Source organism: Myxococcus llanfairpwllgwyngyllgogerychwyrndrobwllllantysiliogogogochensis (genome assembly GCF_006636215.1).
Lineage (GTDB): Bacteria > Myxococcota > Myxococcia > Myxococcales > Myxococcaceae > Myxococcus > Myxococcus llanfairpwllgwyngyllgogerychwyrndrobwllllantysiliogogogochensis.
Window position 1 is genome coordinate 1 of the sequence record NZ_VIFM01000081.1, and the last position, 24,166, is coordinate 24,166.

The window sequence follows — 24,166 nt, forward strand, 5'->3', positions numbered from 1 at the left end:
AGTGCGCGAAGGCCGTCCCGGGGCGGATGGGCGGGGTGGGGTCGCGGTTCAGCTCGTGGTCCATGGTGTAGAACTCGCGCTCCACCACGTTGCGGACCTCGTCCGTCTGGCGACGGAACTCCCGCATGAACTTGCCGATGGCACGCGCCAGCTCGGGCAGCCGCTGCGGCCCGAGGATGAGCAGCGCGGCCACCGCGATGAGCACCATTTCGCCTGCGCCGATGTTGAACATGTCCTGACGGGCTCCCCGAAGCAGCCCGGTTTATCGCGCCCCGGGCCCCCTGGCGCAACCGCTCGACGCTTCCGGACGTCCGCCCGTCACCGTGGGCGGGGGGCAACCGGGCCCACCACCGGGCCCACACACTACTGGTGTGGGTGTGCCTGGGGCGACAAGGGGACGGCCAGGCCCTGCTCGGCAGGCACCGCCAGCGCCCGGGCCTGCTCCTTCGAGCGGACCTGACGCTCCACCACCCACAACACCGGCGGCAGCAAGAGCGACATGCCCATGGACACCCCGGCCACGAGCCCCATTCCGCCCAGCGTGCCGTCCGGCAGGTCCGTCAGGAGCTGCGCGCTGAGGAAGGCGCCCAGGGCCGCGGCCATGTGCTGGACGGCGGACTGCAACGACATGAAGCGCGCGCGCACCGGGTTGTCCGGCACGCGCGAGGTGAGCGTGTTGTAGGACACGTTGCGCACACCCATCGCCGTCATGAAGAGCACGAAGAGCAGCGGAATCGGCAGCCACTGGGGGTAGCGCACGAAGCCCACGTAGGTGGCGACCAGCACCAGCAGCGAGCCGGCCGTGCCGACCTTGAAGGCCCCGAGCCTGTCCACCAGCGGCCCCGCCAGTCGCAGGGTGATGAAGCTCACGATGCCGCCGACGAAGTACGGCAGCCACAGCAGGTCGCGCGGGTAGCCCAGGTTCTGCTGGAGGTAGGCGGAGATGTTGGGGATGAGGACGAAGCCCGCCATCATCACCACCGCCGTCATGAGGTAGGACAGCTGCACCTCGCGGCGACCGAGCAGCTCCAGCACGCCCACCGTCTGCACCGGCCCGCGACCGTTCACCAGGTGTCCTCGCACCGGTGGCAGGAAGAAGATGGCGCCCAGCGCCACCAGCAGGCCCAGGCCCGCCACCACGAAGAAGGGCAGACGCCAGCCTCCGTGCTCGGCCAGCTTCAGCGCCATGGGCACCCCCGCCACCGAGGCGATGGAGAAGGCCCCCATCACCGCGCCCAGCGCCCTGCCCCGCCGCTCCACTGGAATCAGGTCCGCGATGATGGACAGGGACAGCGACGTGGCGGGCCCACCGAAGATGCCAGCGACGACGCGCGCCATGAGCAGCGTGGACATGCCCGTGGCCAGCCCTCCGGCCGCCGTGGCGAGGACCAGGCCCAGCATGGACACCGCCAGCGCCTTGCGCCGGTCGAACCTGTCCAGGAAGTAGCCGCCCGCGAGCCCCGCCACGCTGGCCGCCGCCGTGTACGCGCCGCCGATGGTGCCGATGTGAGAGGAGGCGATGCCCAGCCCCTTCGCGAAGTCCGGGCCCAGCGGCATCACCATCACGAAGTCCAGGATGTTGACGAACTGGACCGCGCCAATCAGGAAGACCACCCAGCGCTCGGAAACCTGTCGCTCTGTCGGCATGCCGACCCAGTCCTAAGCCATTCGCGGGCGCAGCGCACGACTCCTACACACGGAAGCGACGCACCTCGCCCCGGAGGATCTCCGCCTGCCGCTGGAGGTTGTCGATGGCCTCCTCCAATTGCTTGACGGAGCGTGTCTGGTGCTCGGACACGCCCTTGATGGTCTCCACGGCCTTGAGCACCTGCTCGCTGCCCTTGGTCTGCTCCTTCTGGGCGCGGTTCAGGTGCGTCACCATCTCGTTGATGCTCTCGATGGAGCGGGTGATCTGCTTGCTGCCGTGCGCCTGCTCCTGGCTGCTGCGCTGCACGTGGGCGGTGAGCGCCTTCATCTTCTCCGCGCTCTTCATGATCTGCTCGCCGCCCTTGGCCTGCTCGTTGGAGGCCTTGGAAATCTGCTGCACCGTTTCGCTGATGCGGTGGATGGAGGCCGTCACCTGCTTGCTGCCGCGCGCCTGCTCCACGGTGGCGCGAGCAATGGCCTTCACCATCTGCGTGGACTTCTGGGTGCTGTCGTTGATTTTGCGCAGCGCCCCTTCGGCCTCGCGGCCCAACTGCACGCCCTCGTCCACGTTGCGCGCGCCCTGGTTCATCACCACCACGGCGTTGCGGCTCTCCTCCTGGATGCTGCGGATGAGCTCGGCGATTTCCTTGGTGGACGCACCGGTGCGCTCGGCCAGGTCCTTGATTTCCTCGGCCACCACCGCGAAGCCCTTGCCGTGGTCTCCCGCCTGCGCGGCGATGATGGCGGCGTTGAGGGCCAACAGGTTGGTCTGCTCGGCCACGTCGTCGATGACGTTGAGGATGTTGCCAATCTCGGAGATGCGCCGGCCCAGGCTGTCGATGACGTCCGCCGTCGCCCGGCTGGTGTCCTTGATGCGGTCGATGCCGGTGAGCGTCTTGCGCAGCGCCTCCACGCCCGTCTGGGCGTCGTCGAAGACCTGCTCGGACAGGCGCGCCGTCTCCTTCGCGTTCGCCTCCACCTGACCGATGGCCGCATCCATCTGGCTGATGGCCGAGGACGTCTCCTCCGTGGAGGACGACAGCTCCTGGATGTTCTTGGCCACCTCCTTGATGGAGAACGTCATCTCCTCAATCGCGCTGGTGGTCTCCTCAACGCTCGCGGCCATCGCCGTGACGTTCTCCGCCACCTCGTCATTGGTGGCGGCCATCTCCATGATGGAGGAGCTGCTCTCCTCCGCGCTCTGGTAGAGGACCTCCACGTTCTCCGCGATTCCGCGCAGCGAGGCCATCATCTCCACCATGGAGGAGGACGTCTCCTCCACGCGGGCCTGGACGGTGCTCGCACCGGAGGACACGGTGGTGCCGGTGCGGTGGATCTGCTCGATGACCCCGGCCACCACGTCCGACACGCCACGCACCCGGCCCAGCGTGTCGCGCCAGCTCTGGGCGATGCGGTTGAGCGCCTCCGCCAGCAGGCCCAGTTCGTCGCGCGAGCTGATGTCCACGCGGCCGGTGAGGTCCGCCTCCGCGAGCCTCCGCGCCATGGTCATCATCGCGTCCAGTGGCACGAGGATGAACGCGCGGGAGATGAAGAAGGCCACGACGAGGAAGAGCGCCAGGCCGATGCCGAACGCCAGCAGCACCACCTGGCGCAGCGAGGTGACGACCTCGTCCAGCGACGAGAAGTTCACCGCGACCAGCACCTGGCCTGGGCCCTCGCGCAGCACCACCGGGCGCACAATCGCCCGGTTGCCATTGTCGAACAGGGCACCATCCAGGGGCGCGCCGGGACTGCCCTCCAGCCGCTGCCTCAGGTTCTTCAGCAGCCACGCCTCCGCGCCGGGGGGATGGACGGCCTGCATCCGGCCGTCGGCGCCGAGGACGGCGATGAGCGCGAAGTCGTCGTCTCCTCCGTGCAGGGCCTCCAGCAGCGGAGGGAGCACGGAGACGGAGGTGTTGGCCAGATCTCGCGCGGCCTGGAGGGCCTTGTCGTCGCCGTGCTTCGTCAGGCGCGTCTCCAGGAAGTCCTCCACCCGGGCGGGGACGACGAAGAAGAGCGTCCCGAGGATGATAGCGAGCACCACGGCGAAGGAGCCGAGCAGGATGCTGCGCAGGCCGGGTTTCTTGAAGCGCGGAGCCAAGGCGAGGCACTGTAGGAATGGAAACACCGACAGGGCAAGAACCGGGGTGGAGCCCTCGTCCGCCCCTCCGCCCGGCGGGAGCCTGACTTCCCCCCGTCTGGATGCGTAAGGTCATACCCGATGAAGCCCACCCTGCTGCTGACCGACCCCCTCTTCCTCCAGCACGACCCGGGAGAGGGACACCCGGAATCCCCCGCGCGCTTGCAGCGCATCCTCGGGGTGCTCTCGCGCGCGCCGGTGCGGGGCACGGTGATGGCGTCCCCCCGCTCCGCGACGGACGCGGAGTTGATGGCGGTCCACACCCCGGAGCTGCTCACGCGCCTGCGCAAGCTCAGCGGACACCAGGCCCAGATTGACGCGGACACCCACGTTTCTCCGGACAGCGTGGATGCGGCACGGCTGGCCGCGGGCGCCTCGGTGCAGGCCGTGGAGGCCGTCATGGCGGGACAGGCGCGCAACGCCTTCGCGCTGGTGCGTCCTCCCGGACACCACGCGGAGCCGGACCGCGCCATGGGCTTCTGCCTGCTGAACAACGCGGCCATCGCGGCAGAGGCGGGGCGACGGCTGGGCGCCGAGCGCGTCCTCGTGCTCGACTGGGACGTCCACCACGGCAACGGCACGCAGGCGGCCTTCTGGGGGCGCCGCGACGTGATGTACCAGTCGGTGCACCAGTTCCCCTACTACCCGGGCACCGGCGCCACGCCCGAAGTGGGCCGGGGCGCGGGTGAGGGCTACACCGTGAACGTGGGCCTGCCGGGCGGCAACTCGGACGCGGACTACGGGATGCTCTTCGAGGAGCTGCTCCTGCCGGTGGCCGAGGCCTACCGTCCCCAGTTGGTGCTGGTGTCGGCGGGCTTCGACCCGCATCAGCACGACCCGATTGGCGGCATGGACGTCACGGAGCGGGGCTTCGCCGCCATGTGCTCCGCGATGCGCGCGCTCGCCGAGCGCGTCTGTGACGGCAAGCTGGTGCTGCTGCTCGAAGGGGGCTACTCGCTGGAGGGCCTGTCGCAGTCGGTGCATGCCTGCATCGAGGTGCTCGCCGGGCGCACCGACAGCTTCCCCACGGGCGACGTCCACACGGACGCGAAGGACGCGCTGGCCGCGAGCCGTCAGGTGATGAAGCAGTATTGGAGCGCGCTGTCGTAGTCGGATGTCGACGTGACGCTGCCCCCGGGTGCGATGCCTGGAAGCGCGCGCGTGGCTACCTCCTGACGGACCCGCCGTGCCCGGGAGGGCTTCATGTCCGTCGAAGCGCCCCGGGCGTCGCGCGCCCCGCCCTGGTTTCGCGCGCGGCGAGGCCGGTGGCGCCTCCTCCTGGGCTGGGGGCTCGTGGTGGTGCTGGCCGTCGAAGGGCTGTTGAACCTGGTGCTCAATGTCGGGCTCGTGCCCGCGCAACTCGCCAGGGCCACGCCGAGGACGCGGGTGGAGTGGCGCGGAGGCTGGTGGTTGTGGCCCGGGCCCGTGCACCTCCGAGGCTTCTCCGTGTGGCAGCGGGATGCTCGCGCGGAGTGGCGCATCGACGCGGAGACCGTGGAAGCCCACGCGTCCCTCTTCGCGCTCCTGTCCCGGCGGGTCCACGCGCAAGGGGTGCGTGCCCAAGGTGTGAGCGTGCACGCGGAGCCCATGCCCGCGATGGAGACCACGCCCACGAGACGCCGGCACTCGCATCCGTGGGAAATCGAGCTGCGGGACATCGAGTTGGAGGACCTGCACGAGCTGACGTTGAAGCCGGTGCGCTACGTGGGCCCGGGTCAGGCGAAGGGCTCGGTGCGGCTGGTCACCGGCCAACGACTCACCGTGACGCTCGACACGCTCCACCTGGAGGACGGCGCGCTGGAGCAGGAGGGACGGACCGTGGCGCGCGTGAGGGAGGTGTCGGGCGTGCTGGACCTCGATGCCATCCGAGCCGCTCCGGAGGAGCCGCGCCGGGTGGCGAAGTTCGACGGACGGATGGGCGTGCGCCTGGAAATTCTCGACCTCGCGTGGCTCGGGGCGCTGCTGTCCCGGGAGCATCCTGACCTGCTGCGTGAGGGCGCCGGACAGCTCGACGCGGAGGTGCGCATCCAGGGAGGACACCTGGCCGCGGGCAGTCGCGTGGATGCGAGCGGTGCTCCGCTGGAGCTGCGGGTGGGCCCCGTGCGCGTGCGAGCCCCCTGGAGTGTTCACGGCGAGGTGACGGAGGACGGAGGCACCGGGGCTCACAGCGTGCTGAAGATGCGCTTCACCCCTGTCCACGTGGAGGGCAAGGCGGGACGCGTGCTCGAGATACCGGAGGTCTCGCTCACGCTGCGGGCGAAGACGGATGCCCCCGACGCGAAGCCCCAGGTGAAGCACGAACTGCACGTGATGCGCAGTCGGCCCGTGGACCTGCGGATGCTCAACGCATGGATGGGGAAGACCTTCCACGTGGAGTCGGGTCACGCCACGCTGGAGGCATCGGACAGCACGAGCGGACAAGAGGAATCACAGCGATTGCGCCTGGACCTCTCTTCGAACCTCGTGGAAGGACGGTGGGCGGGAATCCTCATGCTCGGCAAGGCCTCCGCCGAAATCGACGCGCGGCGTCTGCGCCTGCACGGCAAGAGCCTGGGCCTGGATGGCTCGGCGCTTCACCTGAACCACGTCTCAGCGGACGTACCGCACATCACGATTCGCGGATGGAGTGGGCGCTTCGACCTGCCCCACGCGCGGTTGACCCTGGAGCCCGTCGAGCTGGAGGCACACTTCTCCGCGCACTTCTCCAACGCGGACCCGTTCGTCGCGCTGCTCACGGCCGAGAAGAAGCTCCCGGGGTTCCTGTCGCCCTTGCTGGAGGCACGGGACTTGAGGGTCACCGGGCAGGCGCGGATGAGCGACGCGGGATTGCAGGTACGCGCGCTGCACGCGAAGGCGGACGGGCTCGAACTGGAGGGCCGCCTGGATACGGCACGGGGAACCACGCACGCGCTCATCTACGCGAAGGTGGGAATCCTCTCGGGGGCCATCGAAGTGAAGCCCGGTGACACCCATGTGCAGCTCAAGGACGCACGGCGCTGGTACGAGGAGCGGCTCCCGACACCCTCTCGCTGAGGCAGCACGTGAAGCCGTCACACGTGCCGGGAGGACTCCGCCGGCTTCGCGCGCCTGGCGTCTTCCGTGCGCGCCCGGGCGTCATGCGACAACCCGAGCATGAAGGCGAACAGCAGGCCCATCACCAGTTGCAAGGCCACGAGGAGCACCTGGAACACGCGGGCGTCGTCGCCCTGCCCCGGCACACCGAGCAGCGCCAGGATGGCCCGCGTGCCGACGAAGCCCGGCGCGAGCTGGAGCAGACCGGGCATGATGATGGTCGACGGGAGTCGCTCCGGCAGTCGGCTGTAGAGCTGGCCCGCCACGCCCAGCACGAAGGCGGAGATGAGCGGGCTGCCATTGTCGCCGAACACGCCCTTGGTGAGTTCCTGAACGCCCCAGGCCAGCAGCACCGCGCCGACAATCCACGGCGTATCGCGCCGCCTCGCGGACATGCAGACCGTCAGCGCCAGGCCCCCCGCTGCGATGATGACCAGCACCACGGGCTCAGGGAGCGCGTTCGCATGCAGTTGCACCGGAAGCGGCCCGAACAATCTCCAGAGCGTTCCCGCGGCGCCGATGCCCACCGCCAGCATGAGGAAGCGCAGCAGCCCATAGGTGAGCCGTGACATCCCCGCCTCCACCGACTCACCCACCAGCTCCGCCGAGCCCAGCGTCACCACCATCGCCGGCACGAGCAGCGTCACGCCCCCGAAGAGGGCGCGCGCCGCATCGAACGTCGGCAGCACGAAGGTCAGCCCGAACGCGAGCAGTGTCCCTAGAAACGCGGCGAGGAAACTCTTCTGCAGGTCCATACGCTCGGACTTGAGCGTGCCGAAGTGAATGCCTCCCGCGAGCACCCCCACCACGAGCGCCGCCACCAGCTCCCACCAGCCGCCGCCGACACGGGCGGCGACCGCCGCGCCGTACACGCCATATGCGAGGTAGACGAGCCACTCGGGGTGCAGCTGATGGGACGCCATGATGCGGTCCAGCTCGGCGCGGGCCTCGGCCACCGTGCGCTTCCCTCGTGCGATGGACTCCGACAGCAGGAGCAGCGAGGCGGCACGCGTCAGGTTCCAATGCGGATTGAAGGGCAGCCGGTGGAAGTCGACGCGGCGACTCGCGCCCGAGCGCACCTCCGTCAGCGCGAGCGTCTGGAGGGTGAAGACCTCCACCTCCAGCCCCCAGGCCCGCGCCGCCTTCTTCACGCGATTCTCCACGCCGAAGGAAGGCACGTAGGACAGGTGCAGCGCCCGCGCGAGGTCGAGCAGCAAGGCCACGGTCGCGTCCTCGTCGAGCAGCGCCCCGGACTCTGGTGCCTCGCTCATGCGCGCCGCCCTCCTGGCGACCTGCCCTTCCGACGGAAGCCCGTCTCCCTTCGACGAACCCGAACCGCCCGCACCTGGAGGTGGGGACCCGTCAGGCACGCGGAAAGCAGCCCTCCGGGGCAACGCCGTGTCGCGCTCCATGCGAAGCCGCGTCACCGCATCGACGGGGCCTCGTCATCGGCGTCCTCGTCGGGACTCTCGTCCTGCTGCGCCAGCGCGAAGCTCGCGCCGATGATGACGCTGAGCTGGAGGAAGCGAACCTTCTGGCTCGGGGACAGGGGCTGGAGGCCCGCTCGCTGAAGAGCGTCGGCAAGGCGCTCGGTGACCTCCTGGCCCCAGGCCACGTTGCCGCCCACCGTGAAGCGGGCGCGGCCCACCGTGAAGTGCAGTCCGGTGGCGACATGGTAGAGGTCCCAACCCGCCAGCAGCGCGTTCATGCGAGATGTCGCTGTCACGCCACTGAAGTCCGTGTGCGCGCTCACGTAGGCGCGCAGCCGGGACCCCAGCCGCTGCTCCACGCCCAGCGCCACGTTGACCAGCGGCGCGAGCGCGAAGTCGACGTCCGGGTCGATGACCTCCTGGGAGTCCCGGGGAGAGAACGACGCGGCATCGACCAGCGTGAAGGGCTTCACCCGGGCGAAGCCTTCCGCCGCCAGGTACACGGACGTGCCCCCCAGCGTCCCACTCACGCCGAGCGCCACCGCCCAGCTCGACTGGAACCTCGCGGCGAGCCCCTCCTGGAAGTCGAAGGCGGACGCGGGCGTCGACGACAGCCCGAAGCCCCGCTCCAGCACCGCGCGCTCGAAGCTCGATTCGCCCTCCCCCCACAGCGCCACGCTCGGCGTCGTCACGGTGAGGCCCGCGGACATGGACTCCCGCTGGTAGCTCACCCCCACCTTCGCGAGCAGCCGCACGTGGCGCAGGTGGAAGTCGCGGCCGAGCGTGGACAGCAGCGCGCTGCCTCCGGGGCCCGAGCCCTGCGCCAGCACCTGGATGTTCGTCTCCTGGTCCCTCACCGCCACGAAGGGGCTGACGCCCACGCCCACGTGTCGTCCCAGGGGAAAGGACCACGTGAGCCCCGCCCAGTACTCCCCCACGTCCTGGTCCAACCGCACGTCCGCCGCGAGCTGGTCCATGCCTGGCACCCCACCCAGGTCCGTACCCGTGCCCTGCTCGCGAGACTCCAGCGACGCGATGAACCCCTGCCGCGTCAGCAGCGAATAGGCGAGCCGCGACCTGCCCAGGAAGCCCCAGCGCAGCGAACCCGCGATGAGGGAGGGCAGCACGTCGACTCTCGACTCGGTGAGGCCCTCACCGTTGCCCAGGCCGTTCTGGACGGAGAGGCGCGTGGACTCGAAGACGGTTCCCGTCAACTCCAGCTCCGGCGTGCGCAGGAGCGCGAGCGCACCCGGGTTGTAATAGACGGCGCTGATGTCACCCGGGTTCGCGATGAACGCGCCGCCGAGCAGCCACGCCCGGTTGCCGAACTGTCGCGTCCAGTAGTGCGCGTCCTGTGCCCGGGCCAGGGGCGACATCAGGAGAAGCAGCAACAACCCCCACGGCCTGACTCCTGGCATCCATCCACCCGGGACTCGCGGAACGTCGCAAGGTGACCACCGGCCAGCGCCCGCGCCATCGCCCCGCGAACGCAGTCCGGTGTCCACGGGCCACGAAGTCGGGCCGGGCCGTCGCACCGTCGGCCTGGCCCCCCGTCCGCCCCGTCTTGTTCCCCGGGGCCGCCACGCTCACTCCTATTCCACATTCACGTCCGGGAGATTCGATGGCGACCCAGAAGAAGAAGGAAACGAAGAAGCAACCCAACATCCTCGTCATCTTCGGTGACGATATCGGCTACTGGAACGTCAGTGCCTACAACCTCGGGGTGATGGGGTACCGCACGCCGAACATCGACCGGCTGGCGAAGCAAGGCGCGCTCCTCACCGACTACTACGCGCAGCAGAGCTGCACGGCGGGGCGCGCGGCGTTCATCACCGGCCAGTGTCCGTTCCGCACGGGGCTCACCAAGGTCGGCATGCCGGGCGCCAAGGTCGGCCTGCAGGCCGAGGACCCGACCATCGCGGACCTGCTCAAGGCCCAGGGATACCGGACCGCGCAGTTCGGCAAGAACCACCTGGGAGACCGCGACGAGTTCCTGCCCACCGTCCACGGCTTCGACCAGTTCTTCGGCAACCTCTACCACCTCAACGCGGAAGAGGAGCCAGAGAACCCCGACTACCCCAAGGACCCGGCCTTCAGGAAGCGCTTCGGTCCGCGCGGTGTGCTGCGGTGCAAGTCGGATGGCAAGGGCGGCCAGAAGGTGGAGGACACGGGCCCGCTCACCAAGAAGCGGATGGAGACGGTGGACGAGGAGTTCCTCTCCGCCGCCATGGACTACCTGGACGACGCGAAGAAGTCCGACCAGCCCTTCTTCATGTGGTTCAACACCACGCGCATGCACGTCCACACGCACCTGAAGCCGGAGTCGCGCGGCAAGACGGGGCTCGGCCTCTACCCGGACGGCATGGTGGAGCATGACGGCATGGTCGGGCAGCTCCTCGACAAGCTCGACTCAGTGGGCCTGTCGGAGGACACCATCGTCGTCTACACCACGGACAACGGCGCGATGACGTGCATGTGGCCCGACGGCGGCATGACGCCCTTCCGCGGCGAGAAGGACACCAACTGGGAGGGCGCCTTCCGCGCGCCGTGTGTCGTGCGCTGGCCCGGCGTGATTGAGCCCGGCACGCAGATCAACGAGCTGTTCTCTTCCGAGGACTGGCTGCCCACGTTCCTCGCGGCCGCGGGCGACCCGGACATCGTGGACAAGCTCAAGAGCGGCCATGAGGCCAACGACAAGAGCTTCAAGGTCCACCTGGATGGCTATGACCAGCGGGAGCTGCTGTCCGGCAAGGGGCCCTCCGCGCGCACGGAGTTCTTCTACTTCGGTGACGACGGAGAGCTGGTCGCCGTGCGCCACGGGCGCATGAAGCTCGTCTTCGCGGAGCAGAACGCCAAGGGCATCGAGGCCTGGGGTGAGCCCTTCACCATCCGCCGCGCGCCGCTCGCCTTCGACCTGCGCGCCGACCCGCTGGAGCGCTCGCAGGACGCCGTCGGCTACCAGTCCTGGCTCATCGACCACGCCTTCTACTTCGTGCCCGCGCAGCAGGCCGTGGCCCGGTTCCTCTCGAGCTTCCGAGAGTTCCCGCCGCGTCAGCGTCCGTCGAGCTTCTCCGTGGATCAGGTCGTCGCGAAGCTGGAGAGCGCGCCCTCCGGCATGCACTGAGCGCATGAGCCAGGCCCGCGTCGTCCAGTGCGACGGCGCGCGCCTCCGGCTCACACGGGCTGGGGGTGCTCCTGCTCGGCGAGCACGTAGCGCGAGATGGCGCCGAGCAGCTGCTCCACGTCCACGGGCTTGCGCAGGTAGTCCTCCACGCCGAGCGCGGCCACCTCGCGCGCGCTCACGCCCTGTCCGGAGATGACGACTACCGGGATGGGCGCCAGCGAGGCGTCGGCGAGCTGCCTGTCGCGAAACTCCCAGCCATTGACGTCCGGCATCATCAAGTCCAACAGAATCACGGAGGGGCGCGCGCCATGGCGCAGCAACTCCAAGGCCTCGCGCCCTCCTCGCGCCAGCAGCACGCGATGCCCCTCCAGCTCCAGCACGTCCTTGAAGGCCAGCAGGATGTCGGGGTCGTCGTCTACCGCGAGCACGTAATTCGAGGGCGTCATGTCCGAGTCTCTCCTCGTGTAGACAAGGTGCGGACGAACAGGCCCCGCGTCATCGCCCTGCTGCCTGGCGAGGCACGCCCGGCGGGGCCAGTGCGTGCACGCTCGTCAACAACGCGGCGCCCCGGTTCCAACCGGACAGACGAGGCCCCGCCCCATCGCCGGGGCCGCCGCGCGGCATGGATTTGTGTCCCAATTCCGCCGCCAACCGTGCGAGAAGCAGCCACGCAGCCAGGAGGAGACACCATGGCGGAGATGAGCTACCGGACGGCGCTGGTGACGGGCGCCTCGAGCGGGCTGGGACGGGGCCTGGCGCTGTGGCTGGCCAAGCGAGGCCTGCGCGTCTTCGCCGCCGGGCGCCGGCTGCCGCAGCTGCAAGCCCTCGCCGCCGAGGCCCAGGCCGCTGGCGCGACGGTGGAGCCGCTGGAGCTGGATGTCACGCGCACGGAGGCCCATCTGGAGCGCCTGCGCGAGCTCGACTCGGAGTGTGGCGGCCTGGACCTAGTCGTGGCCAACGCCGGCGTCGGCGGAGTCACGCACGGCAAGCGCCTGGACTGGGACAAGGTGCGCGCCATCATCGACACCAACGTCACGGGCGCCGCCGCCACGCTGACGGCCGTGCTGCCGCGCATGGTGGAGCGCCGCCGCGGACACGTGGTGGGCATCTCCAGCCTCGCGGCCCACCGGGGGCTGGCGGGCCACGCCGCGTACTCCGCCTCGAAGGCGTTCCTCGCCACGTTCATGGAGAGCCTGCGCGTGGACCTGAGCAGCACCGGCGTGCGCGTCACCTGCATCTACCCGGGCTTCGTGAAGAGCGAGATGACCGCGGACAACCACTTCCCCATGCCCTTCCTGATGGAGACGGACGCGGCCGTGGAGCTGATGGGCACGGCCATCCTGCGCGGCGAGACGGAGCTGTCCTTCCCGTGGCAGCTGGCCCTTCCCTCGCGGCTGGCGAAGGTGCTGCCCAATCCCCTCTTCGACGCCGCCGCCCGTCGGCTGCGCTGACCCTTCCTCTTAGCCAGGAGCTGGAACGATGACGTCCCCTCAATCCTTCGCCCAGCGCTTCGCCCGCCTCGCCGACGAGCGCTCCCCGTTCTGCCTCGGCGTCGACCCGTCGAAGGACCTGCTCGCGCGCTGGGGGCTGCCCGACACCGCGAAGGGCCTCTCCGACTTCTGCGAGCGCATCTTGGATGCGGCCGGTGACAGCGTCGCGGTGGTGAAGCCGCAGAGCGCGTTCTTCGAGCGCCACGGCCCCTCGGGACTCCTGGTGCTCCAGTCGCTGATGTATCGCTTCAAGGATGCGGGGACGCTCACGCTGCTCGACGTGAAGCGCGGTGATATCGGCACCACCATGGACGCCTACGCGGAGACCGTCTTCGGCGCGGGCAGTCCGTACGAGGCGGACGCGGCCACCTTCACCGCGTACCTGGGCCTGGGCGCGCTGGTGAAGACGATTGAGCGGGCGCGGGCGTCCGGTGCCTGTGCGTTCCTCGTCGTGCGCTCCTCCAACCCGGAGGGCGCGTCGCTCCAGACGTCCATGGGGGCCGATGGTCGCACGGTGGCAGAGGTGCTCGCGGACGGCCTGCGAGAGCTGAACGAGAAGGCGGGGCCGGGCGAACTGCCCGCTGGCGCGGTGATGGGCGCCACCCTGCCCGCTTCGGACCGGGGCGTCGTGAAGCGGCTGGGCGGCGCGCTGATGCTGACGCCTGGAATCGGCGCGCAGGGCGCGGGCTTCGACGACCTCAAGAGCCTGTTCGCCGGTCGCGAGGCGCAGGTCATCCCCACCGCCACGCGCTCCGTGCTGGAAGCGGGGCCCGATGTCGCCTCCCTCCGCGCGGCCATCCAGCGCCACGTGGAGCCCGCGCGCCGCTTCCGCATGGGCACCTGAAACGACTCGGGCCCCGCGTCCTCCCGAGGGAGGCGCACGGGGCCCGGAGGTCCACGGCGGTGAGCGCTACTGCGCGCCCATCATGAACTGGTCCACGTCGACAGTGTTCTTGTCGGGCACGGCGTCCTTCGGCTCGGTGCCCTTCTTGAAGAACATCAGCTCGGAGCCCTTCGCGCCGGGGCTCGCGATCTTGCCCGTCTTCTTGTCGATGTGGAGCCGCACCAGGTCCATCGACTGCCACGGGTAGAACTCCGACTGCGGCCGGCCCTCCAGCGCGCGCTTCATGTAGTTGAGCCAGATGGGCAGCGCCGCGCGGCCACCCGTCTCGTAGCGACCGAGCGGATGCGGGTTCAAGTCGTAGCCCACCCACGCCACCGTCACGAGGTCCCGCGTGTACGCCGCGAACCACGCGTCGAAGGAGTCGTTCGTCGTCCCCGTCTTGCCGGCGGCGGGCTTGCCCAGGCGCGTGGCCGGGCCACCCGTTCCCTGGAGCACCACGCCGCGAAGCAGGTGCGTGAGGATGAAGCCGACCTCCGCGCTCATCACCTGTTCACCGGGCTCGAAGAGGCGCGCGTAGCCGGCGGCCACGCGGTCCTGCAGCGGCGCCCACGCGTCGTCGAACGCGGTGTGGTCCTCCAGCGTGCGGCCAAAGCGGTCCTCCACCTTGCGCACGAAGTACGTGGGCTTCTTGCGGCCGTAGCGGTTGAACGTCGCGTAGGCGTTGGCCAGGTCCACCGGGTACACGCACGAGGAGCCGAGCGCCGCGGAGAAGTCCATGTTCATGGGGGTGGTGATGCCCAGCTTCGTGCTCCACGCCGCCATGTTCTTCACGCCCACCGCGCCGAACGTCTTCACCGCGGGGATGTTCATCGAGTTGACGAGCGCGGTGCGCAAGAGCACGTCGCCCACGAACTCCTCGCTGTAGTTCGCCGGCTTCCAGGACACCTTGTTGTCCGGGTCGTGTTCCACAATCGGCGAGTCGACGATGACGGAGGCCTCCGTCCAGTTCAGCTGCTCCAGCGCCGCCGAGTACACGAAGGGCTTGAACGAGCTGCCCGGCTGACGGCACGCCTGGAAGGCGCGGTTGAACTCGTTGTCGTCGAAGTCGTACCCACCCACCATGGCCGTGAGGTACTGGCGGTGGGGGTCCACGGAGACGAGCGCGCTCTGGGCCTCGGGCGTCTGCTCCAGCCGGAAGAGCTTCACGCCCTCCTCGGGGATGTCCTCGGCCAGCTTCTTGTCCCACTGCTCCTTGTCGTCCGTGAGGTCCTTCTTCGTCACGTGACGCACGACGACGAGGTCGCCCACGGCGATGGCCTTCTTCACCGACGAAATCATCATCGCCGGGTAGTAGCCCTCCGGGTTCACCTTGCGCGCCCAGCGCATGCCGAGCAGCGGCAGCCGCCCCGCATGCGGGCCCACCTGGATGTCCGCGCCCCTGCCGTCCGAGTCAAGCTGCGTGACGGCGGCCACATAGAGCCGGCCCTCGGTGAGGTCCTCCTTGCCCATGTACCTCTTCGCGCGCTCGATGAAGGCCTTGAGCGCCTCCGGCGTGAGCTGCTGCACCGGCCCGCGCCAGCCCTGACGCTTGTCCACGGAGAGCAGGCCATCCATCACCGCGTCCTGCGCGGCGCGCTGGCGCTCGCTGTCCATGGTGGTGAAAATCTTGAGGCCGTCCTTGAGCAGCACGGGGTTGCCGTACCGTTCCACCACGTCCTTGCGCACCTGCTCCACGAAGTACGGGGCGAACTCGTGGAAGACGTCCTCCACGGGGAACACGTTCACCACTTCCGCGTTGGCCGTGTCGTGCTCGGCCTGCGAAATCATCCCCTCCACCAGCATGCGGCGCAGCACGTAGGCGCGGCGCTTGCGAGCGGCGTCCGGACGCAGGAAGGGTGAGTAGCGGCTGGGCGCCTGGGGAAGACCCGCGATGAGCGTCATCTCCCCGAGCGTCAAATCGCGCACGTCCTTGCGGTAGTAGTTCTCCGCCGCGCTCTGCACGCCGTAGCTGTGGTGCCCGAGGAAGACGTTGTTCAGGTAGAGGTAGAGAATCTCTTCCTTGGTGAGCGACTGCTCCAGCCGCAGGGCGAGGATGGCCTCGCGAATCTTGCGGGTGAGCGTCTTCGCCGTGGCGGACTTGTAGCCCTCCGCGGAGATGAGCACCGCCTTCGCCGTCTGCTGCGTCAGGGTGGAGCCACCCTGGATGCCGCCGGAGCGCAGGCCCAGCTTCGAGCCAATCGTCTTGAAGGCCGCGCGCGAGGTGCCCAGGATGTCCACGCCGAAGTGGTCGAAGAAGCTGGAGTCCTCGCTGGCGATGAACGCCTGCACCAGCCGCTTCGGAATCCGCTCGTAGGGGACGACCTTGCGCCGCTCGTTGTAGAACTCGCCCGCGAGCACCGCGTCGTCCGTGTAGACCTCGGTGACGATGGGCGGCCAGTACTCGTCCACCTTGGGGATGGCCGGCAGTCCGTCCGAGTACACGTAGTAGATGGCCACCAGGCCCACCGCGCCCGCCGTGGCGCCCGTGAGGGCCAGCCACCCACCCAGCTTCAGCAGCACCTTCCACCAGCGCCCGGGGGGAACCCCCTTGAGCACCAGCTTCGAGCGGCTTCGGTCAGTCGTCTTGGAGTCGGACATACGTGTATCGGAACCTCGCGGGCGTCACGGCCTCAGGGCAGCAATGCGGCCCGCTTGAGCACGTCTCGGAGCTCGGGGGGGATGGGGGCTTCCACGGCCACCTTCGCCCCGCCTTCAGGGTGGGGAAATTCGATGCGCTCGGCGTGCAGGAACAACCGCTTGAGCCCCCAGCGCGCCTGCACGTCGCGATTGAAGGCGAAGTCACCGTATTTCTTGTCCCCGACCACGGGGTGGCCAATGGAGGCCAGGTGCCTTCTTATCTGATGGGTGCGCCCGGTCTCGATGGAGCAGGACAGGAGCGCCACCTCGCCCGACTGCTTGACGACCTTCCATCGGGTGAGGGCCTCCTGCATGTTCACCCCGCGACGGGCCTTGGACTCGGCTGTCTGCTGGTGCTCCGACAGGGGCAGGTCGATGACCCCGGACTCCTTGGGCATCTTCCCCTTCACCAGGGTGATGTAGCGCTTCTTGGAGAGGCCATGGGTGAAGACCTCCGTGAAGTGCACCATCGCCGGGCGCCGTTTGGCGACCAGGATGACGCCGGAGGTCTCCCGGTCCAGGCGGTGGGCGGGTGAGGCCGTGAAGTCGTTTCGGACGGCCTTGGGTCCCAGATAGGCGCGCACGTAGTCCACCAGCGTGCCGCCGGTGATGCCGCTTCCGGTATGGACGGCCATCCCGCTGGGCTTGTCCACGGCCATCAACCAGTCGTCCTCTCTCAGAATGACCAGCCGGCTGGGGTCCACCGGCGGGGGTGGACGGTCCACTTTCGGACGGTCCTCTCCCCTGAGCGTCTGCTCGTCTCCACGGATGGTGAGCACGTCTCCGTCCGCGAGCAACTGCTCGGGCTGGGCACGTTTCCCGTTCACCCGCACCTTCTTGGTGCGAATCATCTTGAACAGGTGGCTCACGGGGACAGTGGGGAGCCGTTTGCGCAGGAGCTTGTCCAGGCGCATCCCGGCGGTGTCGGTCTCGATTCGGTACTCGATCATTTGTGCTGGCGCGCGGACCAGACCATACGAATAATCCCCGGTCCATGCCGAAAGCCCCCAGTATCGAGAAGCTCCTCCAGAACGGGTCGGCCGAGTGGAACCGACTGCGCAAGGGCGGTCAGGTCCCGACCGAGCACACTGGCGCCACCTTCACGCAACTTTTCTCCGCCAACGCGGACTTGTCGGGCCTCGGGCTCGTCGGCTCCGAGTGGGAGCGGTGCGATCTGTCGAAAATCAACTTCCGGGACACGGACCTGTCGAACGCCTATTTCCACGGCGGACGGCTCCAGGACTGTGACTTCCGGGGGGCCAACCTCGAAGGGGCGACCTTCGAGAAGCTGAAGCTGCTCCGCTGTGACTTCACGGGCGCCAAGGGTCTGGACGACGTGGAGATGGACGATGTGGACATGGACCGGGTGGTCGGTCTGGACGGAGAGGAAGCGCCTCCGCCGCCTCCGCCTCCGGCCCAGGGCATCACCGCGTTCACCCGCGAACAGCGGGAGAAGGCGCTGGGCGTGCAGGCCGCGGCGCTCATGATGGGAGAGCCGGCGGAGGAGCTGCCGCCGTTCAAGCCGCAGGACCCGCCCGGCTCGCTCTTCTTCCGGGGCCTGAAGCGCCTGGCGATGCCGCCGTTGTGGGTGCTGGATGTGCCGGGGTTGCGGCCGCTGGTGCCGCAGCGGATGCCTCCGGGCAGCTCGCTGGAGACGCTCTACCGCGAGGCGGTGAAGACGCGGCTGGAGAACAAGAAGCCGTCGGCGGACCCGGGCGTGGTGGAGAAGGCGCAGAAGGCGCTGCGGATGGGTGCCAAGGACGCGGCCGTGTCGGCCATGTACCTGCGCGAAGTGGGCGTGTTGCCGCTGTTCCGCTTCTCCGCGGCGCAGGTGTTGAAGGCGGCGCTGCGCGAGGAAGTGGACGTGGATGACCTGACGGGGTCCATCGACCCTCGGACGACGGGCGCGCTGTTGGAGCTGCGGCTGACGCACGAGGTGGTGGAGCACCTGCAGGAGGCTCGGCGGCGGCTGGCGGCGACGCAGTTGTACACGTCGCTGTTGGAGGCGGGCTTCAACCCGGACAACAACTGGGACGAGGCGTTGGAGTCGAGCGAGGCGGCGCTGGAGCTGGCGCACCTGGCCACGGGCGACAACCGCGACACGCTGTTCGAGGGCTTCCAGGTCTTCTCGGCGCTGCCCGAGGAGGCGCGGTTGCGCCGGCTGGCGTATCTGGCCGAGTCGGTGTCCAACCTGGAGCTGGTCAGCCGGCTGCCGGAGGGGATGGAGCCGGCGTGGCTGCACGGGCCGGAGACGCGCGAGTGCCACGAGCGGGAGATGACCTACGTTCAGTCGCTGAAGGCCGAGGACATCCCGACGAAGGTGGCGGCGCTGGCGAAGGCGGAGCTCGGCGTTCCCGAGGGCTCGGTGCCCGAGGAGAGCGACGGGGATTTGTTCATCCACCTGCGCTGTGACGTGTGTGGCAAGGAGAAGCTCATCGTTCAGTCGCCCGACGCGGAGTGACGGCGAGTTGAACGGTGGGGCCCTCGGGGCCGCTGGAGTCCTCTTCGGGACTCGGCGGCCCCGAGGTGTTTCTGGAGTCCAGGCGCCGACGCACGGGGGCGCGCGTTGACGTCGAAGCGGGCGTGAGTCCACGCTAGGTCATGGTCGACCACGGTCAGGTGACGGCGGCACCGCTGGAGCGGAGTGCTTCGTGGGCCCTCATGGCGCAGGTGCTGCTGACTGGCGCCCTGTTCGCCGCGGTGCCGTATGCGGCGTCGATGGTGCCGTTCGAGCGCATCTACATCGACGGTCCCTACAATGCCCCGCATGAGCAGGACCCACTGTATCCGGTCCGCACGGCGCTGATTGTCGCCGGGCTCGTGATTCCGGTCCTCGCGCTGCCCTTCGCCTTCATCGGCTGGAGGCGGAGGCAGACACATCCGGGGCCCGCGATGCTTCAAATGAGCCTGCTACTCAGCGCCTTCGTCATCGGGTGGCGGAACTATCCCTACTATGCGCTGGGCATCTACCGGGCCTACGTCGGCGAAGCGCGGGTCCACGATTTCGACCCGGTCGGGCTCTATCCATTCCGCGATGCCCGCTGCCTGCCATTCGAAGTGGGCGTTCTTCTCCTCTACCCCATCGCGGCAGTGGCGGTGCCTCGCATCGGTTATCGGCTCTTCCATGAGAAGAAGCGGATGACGCGTGCGTTCGCCATCGGCGTGCTGCTCAGCCTCGCCACGACGGTACTCGCGTTCGCCAGCACACCGAAATACATGTTCTGGTTCATGGACTGAGCAGCCACGCTCGGAGGCCGTTCCGCGAAGGCACGCGGGGGCCTTGGGGTGAGCCTGGAAGACAGCGGCCTCGCGCCAGCCTGGATGGTCTGGAGGCGTCCCTGCGGCGAGGCTCGGCAGGTGCTCTCCCGGCGGCCCGTGGATGCGCAGCTTGGCTGAGGACACAGCAGGCCCTCGCGTCCCGACTTCCGCGTACACGACGCGAGGGCTCGTACGAGGAGGTGTGCTCATGCCAGGGGTCCATCACAGGACGGTGAAGGTGGACGGCATCGACATCTTCTATCGCGAGGCCGGCCCCGAGGACGCCCCCGTGGTGCTGCTGCCGCATGGCTATCCGTGCTCGTCGTTCCAGTTCCGGAACCTGTTGCCGGCGCTGGGGGATTCGTGGCGGTTGATTGCGCCGGACCATCCGGGCTTCGGGTACAGCGAGACTCCGGACGCGAGTCGGTTCGACTACACGTTCGACGGTTACGCGCGGTACCTGGAGCGGTTCGTGGAGACGCTGGGGCTCACGCGCTATGCGCTGTACCTGCATGACTACGGCTCGCAGTTCGGGTTCCGGCTCGCGTTGAAGGCGCCGGAGCGCGTGGAGGCGCTCGTCATCCAGAACGGCGACATCTACGAGGACGCGTTCGGACCGAAGTACCAACCGCTTCGGGAGTACTGGGAGAACCCGACGGCGAAGGGGCGCGAGAAGCTCGCCGCGGCGGTGAGCGAGGAGGGCTTCCGGGGCGAGTTCATTGGAGAGATTCCAGAGTCTCTGGTCGACCGCGTGAGCCCGGACCTGTGGACGCTGTCCTGGCTGCTGGTGCAGCGGGAGCGGCGCAAGGAACACTGGGTCCAACTGCTCGCGGATCAGCGCACGACGCTGGCGTGGATGCCGAGGTTCCAGGCGTACCTGCGTGAGTTCCAGCCGCCGACGTTGATTGTGTGGGGGCCGCACGACGGGTACATGCCCGAGGAGTCGGCGCGGGCGTACTTGCGAGACTTGCCAGATGCGGAGTTGCACCTGCTCGACGCGGGGCACTGGGCGCTGGAGACGCACCTGGATGAAATCGCGTTCCTCATGCGGCGCTTTCTTCAGCGTGTGCATGCGTCGCGGGCGGAGGACGCGGCCTACGTCACATGATGCGTCGGCGGGCTTCGCTGACCTGGTGGGCCCAGGTGCGGGCGTCGTGGCCAGCCTGGGGGAAGTCGAAGCGGCCTTCCTCGATGAGCTGGACGAGGCGGTCGTCACGCGCGACCAGGTGCGGAACCTTCCAGGGAAAGCCGAGCGCCGCCGAACCCCGCTCCGCGTAGTCCTCGTGAGCGATGAGCACTTCCAGATATCGCGCGTACAGGTCGAAGAAGCGGTCCACATTCGAGGCGAGCGGCAGTGCGTAGCCTTCTTCGTAGGAGTCGACCCAAACCACGGGCTGATATCCCTCGGCATCCGCGAGTCCCGGCATGGTCGCGAAGTAGTGGGCAAGGAACGGGGCTCCCGCGAAGACGACGAAGCGCGCGAACAAGTCCCCCTGCCAGCTTGCCCGCATCTCTCGGTTCCGCTCGGCCACCGCGTTGACTGAATCGTCCCACTGAAGAATCGAAATGCCGGCGACATCCGCCGCCAGAATCGCCTTGCTCATCCGGGAATAGAAACTCGCGAGCATGGGGTCCAACGGAGTGCCTTCGACCAATGCCCCTGGCGCAGGAGGATGCGAACTCGCTGGATGAATGACCTGCCGCAGGCCCAGTCGCTGGCAGACGTCGAGCAGCCCGTCGAGTCCTGGCAAGAGCGGCGTTGCCATCACCGACCACCCCATTTGCCCATCGAACCGTAGAGTCGTTCCAGCATCGTCATCACAGCCGTCTCCGCCTCTTCGGGTGTGCGACCTCGGCCGAGAACATCATCGACCCGGTGATACCAGGGCTGGAATTCGTGATCGATGATCTCCGCGACCTTCCTGACGTCAGCCGAGGATGCATGGGGACGCGCCCGTCCGAACTGCATCCAGAGCGCATTGATGCGAAGATGGACTGACCGCTCGACCACCGCGAGGTTGCTCGCCGCATTGATGTTCTCCGCAGGGAAGAGATGCGCGCACTGGAGCGGTCGCCGATGGTGGACCGGCCACCGTTCGGGGTCGATATCCATGACGCGTTCGAGTCGCGGGTTGAGTGACTTGTAGAAGCGGCGCGCTTGTTCTCGAATCGCGGTCTTCTCGCTGGACTCAAGAGGCGTCCCAGCAAGGCGTTCGATGCGAGCCATGAGCGCACGCAGCTCGCTCCGTTCGCCGGTGGTGAGCGCTCGCTCCCCTTCGAGCTGAACCTTCGCCCACAGTCGCTCGAAGGTACGGCCCTCGCTCTGGGTCACCCGGGACAGCATGGTCCGCAGCCAGCCAGTTGCGGCCTCTTTGCCCTGACGCAGAGCCTTCCAAACGACGCCACCGCCTCGAACCGCGAGGAAGCCAGCGCCCCTGATGGCGACAGCGCCCACGTACCAGAGCGCCAGTTCCTGCACGCCGCGCTGAGCCAGCCAGGTGAAGCCCTCCACGACACCTTCGCGCCAGCGCCGCACGATGTCCTCGTGCATCGCGCGGTACTCAGCGGCGACCTCCGGTTCGAGTCCCGTCGACGGCACGAAGCCGACGACTCGCGCGGACTCCACCCAACCGTCACCTTCACCCCGACTGTGCATCAGCCGGATTCCGAACCGGACCGTGCGCGGCCCGATGCCGTCCTGGAAGGCGCGTGTGAGCCGAACCACCTCACGACCGACTCGTGACGCCGGGGCCAGTGGAGAACCACCTGCTCCGCTCCGAACCACCTGGAAACGGTGCAGTTCCCACCCGACCACGCGGCCGTCGTCCAGCACTGCGTCTGCCTCCAGCCAGGCCTCGCCCCCGTTGGGAACACCTACCCCAGCCAGGAGACGTGCCAGCCCCGATGGAACCTCGTCGGACCCAGAGTCATCAGCCCACTGCACTGGCAGCGTCCTGGCCTCGAGCGGGCGCTCCGCGTCGCGATGGAACGCATAGTCCACCGACCACTTCGTCTCGGCCCGGCGCAGCGACAACACCACCTGCCCCGTACGCGCCAATCCGTAGCCAGCGAGCACCTCTCTCAGCGCGTCCCGAGTATCCGCCGCTCCTGCCAGACCTCCTCGATGGCCCACGCGCCCATGCGACTCGTAGCCAGTCCAGGTGAGCGCACCTCGCTCCGACCAGTACGTCAGCGTCAGGCGAGCCCCTACCGAGTCGATGTCGCGAACAATCGCGCCTACCTGCTCGACGACGCGTGCGACCTCTGCTTCGGCGGCCCGCTGCATCTCGGACTCGCTCTGCGCCGGAGCCGCGCCATGACCCAGCCAGACATTGCCACCTGAACCTTCGGAGGACGTCGCGCAGCCCGACACCGCGAGCAGGATGGACAGCATCATCAACCAGCCCATCGGGTCAGCCGAAACACCGAGCCGTCCAGCCCCTCTGACAGGACTCTCGTTGGTACGCTCACTATCTCCACGACACCGCATGACAGGCAGCCGCATTCAGTCGCCCTCGGCATGACCTCTAGGGAACTTCATGGCCTCCATCTTCGACATGCTTCGACTCGTCGAAAAATCCCCCGAGATTTACCTCACCTATCTCGAAGAGGAGCGTGGCCTGCAGCTCCGCAGCCTCATGGTCCTCATCACCGGATATACAGAGGCAGTCAGGGCCCATGGCATCAAAGAGCCGTTCATCGACTTCAATGGCGAGTTCGCCCGATATCTTCGAACTCGATTCGGATGGAGCACATCGGGCGGAGCCATCGGGGCCATCATCGGGGAAAGCCCCACTGCGGACGCAGCCTGGGAACGGTTCTGGCCCCTCCTCTGGGAATATGAAAAGTCCCTGAACCTTCCCGCCGACTAGGGCAGCACGTACGACACCGGCTTCGGCAACATCACGCGGACGTCATCTCCCGCGCGGATGACACCGGGCCGGTCCACCCAGGCCACCAGGCCCCGGCGCTCCCACGCGGCCTTCACGAAGCGACTCGCCAGCTTCACCCGGTCCGGATGGTGCTCCTCGATGACCTTCCCCGGTCCGATGCACGGCTCGTTCTCCCCTTCCACCGCGAGCACCGCGTCGTCGGGAAAGAACAGCCGCGTCCCTGGCGGCACGTGCGTCAGCCTTGGCACCCCCGTCAATTCCAGGTTCGCACCCAGCCACGACGCGAGCACCTTCGGCACTCCGAGCGTCTCCGCCACCAACGCCAGCTCCTCCGTCGACACCAACGAGAGCTGCCGCGTGTTCCGGATGGGCGTCCCCTTCGGATACCACGGCGTGCGCACGTCCGCCGGCCTCGTGTGCCCCGCGTGCCGGTCCCCTTCGATTCCCTCGAAAGTCACCCGCACCTCGGACAACTCCCGAGTCACGAAGGTCTTCTTCTCGGTGCACACCAGGACGCGGACCGCACGGCCCACGAGCTGCGGAGAACGGGAAGGCATGGCCCCGTTCTACTCCAGTCCACGCCCTCGCCGCC

The 24,166-nt window shown here is 68.4% G+C and carries 20 protein-coding genes; 9 read left to right on the forward strand and 11 right to left on the reverse strand.

Translation table 11 applies throughout. From position 1 onward, the window contains the following. From tatB to FJV41_RS20880, 3 genes are all read right to left on the reverse strand, one after another. The coding region (gene tatB, locus FJV41_RS20870; RefSeq protein WP_141644276.1) for a Sec-independent protein translocase protein TatB at positions 1-232 on the reverse strand (232 nt) is incomplete at its 3' end. A 131-nt stretch (positions 233-363) separates the two neighbouring features. Further along, complete coding sequence (locus tag FJV41_RS20875) at positions 364-1,647, reverse strand: MFS transporter (RefSeq protein ID WP_141644277.1); 1,284 nt, start codon at positions 1,645-1,647, stop codon at positions 364-366. 43 nt (positions 1,648-1,690) lie between these two features. Beyond that, positions 1,691-3,748, reverse strand: a complete 2,058-nt coding sequence (locus FJV41_RS20880) for a methyl-accepting chemotaxis protein (RefSeq protein WP_141644278.1) — start codon at positions 3,746-3,748, stop codon at positions 1,691-1,693. Positions 3,749-3,868: 120 nt separating this feature from the next. Here FJV41_RS20880 and FJV41_RS20885 point away from each other — a divergent pair, with 120 nt between their 5' ends. After that, positions 3,869-4,897, forward strand: a complete 1,029-nt coding sequence (locus tag FJV41_RS20885) for a histone deacetylase family protein (protein ID WP_141644279.1) — start codon at positions 3,869-3,871, stop codon at positions 4,895-4,897. Between the two features lie 93 nt (positions 4,898-4,990). Then, on the forward strand, positions 4,991-6,820 hold the full coding sequence (locus tag FJV41_RS20890) for an AsmA family protein (RefSeq protein WP_141644280.1): 1,830 nt from the start codon (positions 4,991-4,993) through the stop codon (positions 6,818-6,820). A gap of 17 nt (positions 6,821-6,837) precedes the next feature. Here FJV41_RS20890 and FJV41_RS20895 read toward each other — a convergent pair whose 3' ends face one another. Together FJV41_RS20895 and FJV41_RS20900 are read right to left on the reverse strand one after the other, a co-directional pair. After that, entirely contained in the window at positions 6,838-8,130 is a 1,293-nt protein-coding gene (locus tag FJV41_RS20895; protein WP_141644281.1) for a threonine/serine exporter family protein, read from the reverse strand. Positions 8,131-8,282: 152 nt separating this feature from the next. Then, positions 8,283-9,683: a hypothetical protein gene (locus FJV41_RS20900; RefSeq protein ID WP_141644282.1), complete on the reverse strand. Its 1,401-nt coding sequence runs from the start codon at positions 9,681-9,683 to the stop codon at positions 8,283-8,285. Between the two features lie 227 nt (positions 9,684-9,910). On the opposite strand from FJV41_RS20900, the gene FJV41_RS20905 reads away from it, so the two are divergent. After that, positions 9,911-11,413 carry an arylsulfatase gene (locus FJV41_RS20905; protein WP_141644283.1) on the forward strand — a complete coding sequence of 501 codons (1,503 nt, stop codon included), beginning with the start codon at positions 9,911-9,913 and terminating at the stop codon, positions 11,411-11,413. A 50-nt stretch (positions 11,414-11,463) separates the two neighbouring features. Here the strand turns inward: FJV41_RS20905 and FJV41_RS20910 are convergent, their stop codons facing one another. Then, complete coding sequence (locus FJV41_RS20910; protein ID WP_141644284.1) at positions 11,464-11,859, reverse strand: response regulator; 396 nt, start codon at positions 11,857-11,859, stop codon at positions 11,464-11,466. A gap of 243 nt (positions 11,860-12,102) precedes the next feature. On the opposite strand from FJV41_RS20910, the gene FJV41_RS20915 reads away from it, so the two are divergent. Both FJV41_RS20915 and pyrF read left to right on the forward strand, forming a co-directional pair. Continuing rightward, entirely contained in the window at positions 12,103-12,864 is a 762-nt protein-coding gene (locus tag FJV41_RS20915; RefSeq protein WP_141644285.1) for an SDR family NAD(P)-dependent oxidoreductase, read from the forward strand. A 28-nt stretch (positions 12,865-12,892) separates the two neighbouring features. Further along, positions 12,893-13,747, forward strand: a complete 855-nt coding sequence (gene pyrF, locus FJV41_RS20920; RefSeq protein ID WP_141644286.1) for an orotidine-5'-phosphate decarboxylase — start codon at positions 12,893-12,895, stop codon at positions 13,745-13,747. Between the two features lie 66 nt (positions 13,748-13,813). On the opposite strand, the gene FJV41_RS20925 is transcribed toward pyrF, so the two are convergent. Next, entirely contained in the window at positions 13,814-16,384 is a 2,571-nt protein-coding gene (locus tag FJV41_RS20925; RefSeq protein WP_141644287.1) for a penicillin-binding protein 1A, read from the reverse strand. Positions 16,385-16,416: 32 nt separating this feature from the next. Next, positions 16,417-17,373: an RluA family pseudouridine synthase gene (locus FJV41_RS20930; RefSeq protein WP_141644288.1), complete on the reverse strand. Its 957-nt coding sequence runs from the start codon at positions 17,371-17,373 to the stop codon at positions 16,417-16,419. Positions 17,374-17,417: 44 nt separating this feature from the next. Between FJV41_RS20930 and FJV41_RS20935 the strand changes: the two genes are divergently transcribed. The 3 genes from FJV41_RS20935 (at position 17,418) to FJV41_RS20945 (ending at position 20,789) form a co-directional block, all read left to right on the forward strand. Continuing rightward, the gene (locus FJV41_RS20935) at positions 17,418-18,884 is read left to right on the forward strand and encodes a pentapeptide repeat-containing protein (protein ID WP_174457538.1); all 1,467 of its coding nucleotides are present in this window, start codon (positions 17,418-17,420) and stop codon (positions 18,882-18,884) included. Positions 18,885-19,084: 200 nt separating this feature from the next. Then, the gene (locus tag FJV41_RS20940) at positions 19,085-19,660 is read left to right on the forward strand and encodes a hypothetical protein (protein WP_174485340.1); all 576 of its coding nucleotides are present in this window, start codon (positions 19,085-19,087) and stop codon (positions 19,658-19,660) included. Positions 19,661-19,889: 229 nt separating this feature from the next. Continuing rightward, positions 19,890-20,789: an alpha/beta fold hydrolase gene (locus FJV41_RS20945; RefSeq protein WP_141644291.1), complete on the forward strand. Its 900-nt coding sequence runs from the start codon at positions 19,890-19,892 to the stop codon at positions 20,787-20,789. On the opposite strand, the gene FJV41_RS20950 is transcribed toward FJV41_RS20945, so the two are convergent. Together FJV41_RS20950 and FJV41_RS20955 are read right to left on the reverse strand one after the other, a co-directional pair. Next, a complete protein-coding gene (locus FJV41_RS20950) occupies positions 20,782-21,447 on the reverse strand; it encodes a hypothetical protein (RefSeq protein WP_141644292.1) in 666 nt (221 codons plus the stop codon). The two genes, FJV41_RS20945 and FJV41_RS20950, sit on opposite strands and share 8 nt — an antisense overlap. Then, positions 21,447-23,078 (reverse strand): hypothetical protein, encoded by a 1,632-nt coding sequence (locus FJV41_RS20955; protein ID WP_141644293.1) that lies wholly within the window; start codon positions 23,076-23,078, stop codon positions 21,447-21,449. Before FJV41_RS20955 ends, FJV41_RS20950 begins: the two co-directional genes overlap by 1 nt. 142 nt (positions 23,079-23,220) lie before the next feature. On the opposite strand from FJV41_RS20955, the gene FJV41_RS20960 reads away from it, so the two are divergent. Beyond that, entirely contained in the window at positions 23,221-23,553 is a 333-nt protein-coding gene (locus FJV41_RS20960) for a hypothetical protein (protein WP_141644294.1), read from the forward strand. Here FJV41_RS20960 and FJV41_RS20965 read toward each other — a convergent pair. Beyond that, positions 23,550-24,131, reverse strand: a complete 582-nt coding sequence (locus FJV41_RS20965; protein ID WP_141644295.1) for an MOSC domain-containing protein — start codon at positions 24,129-24,131, stop codon at positions 23,550-23,552. The two genes, FJV41_RS20960 and FJV41_RS20965, sit on opposite strands and share 4 nt — an antisense overlap. Between the last annotated feature and the right edge of the window lie 35 nt (positions 24,132-24,166).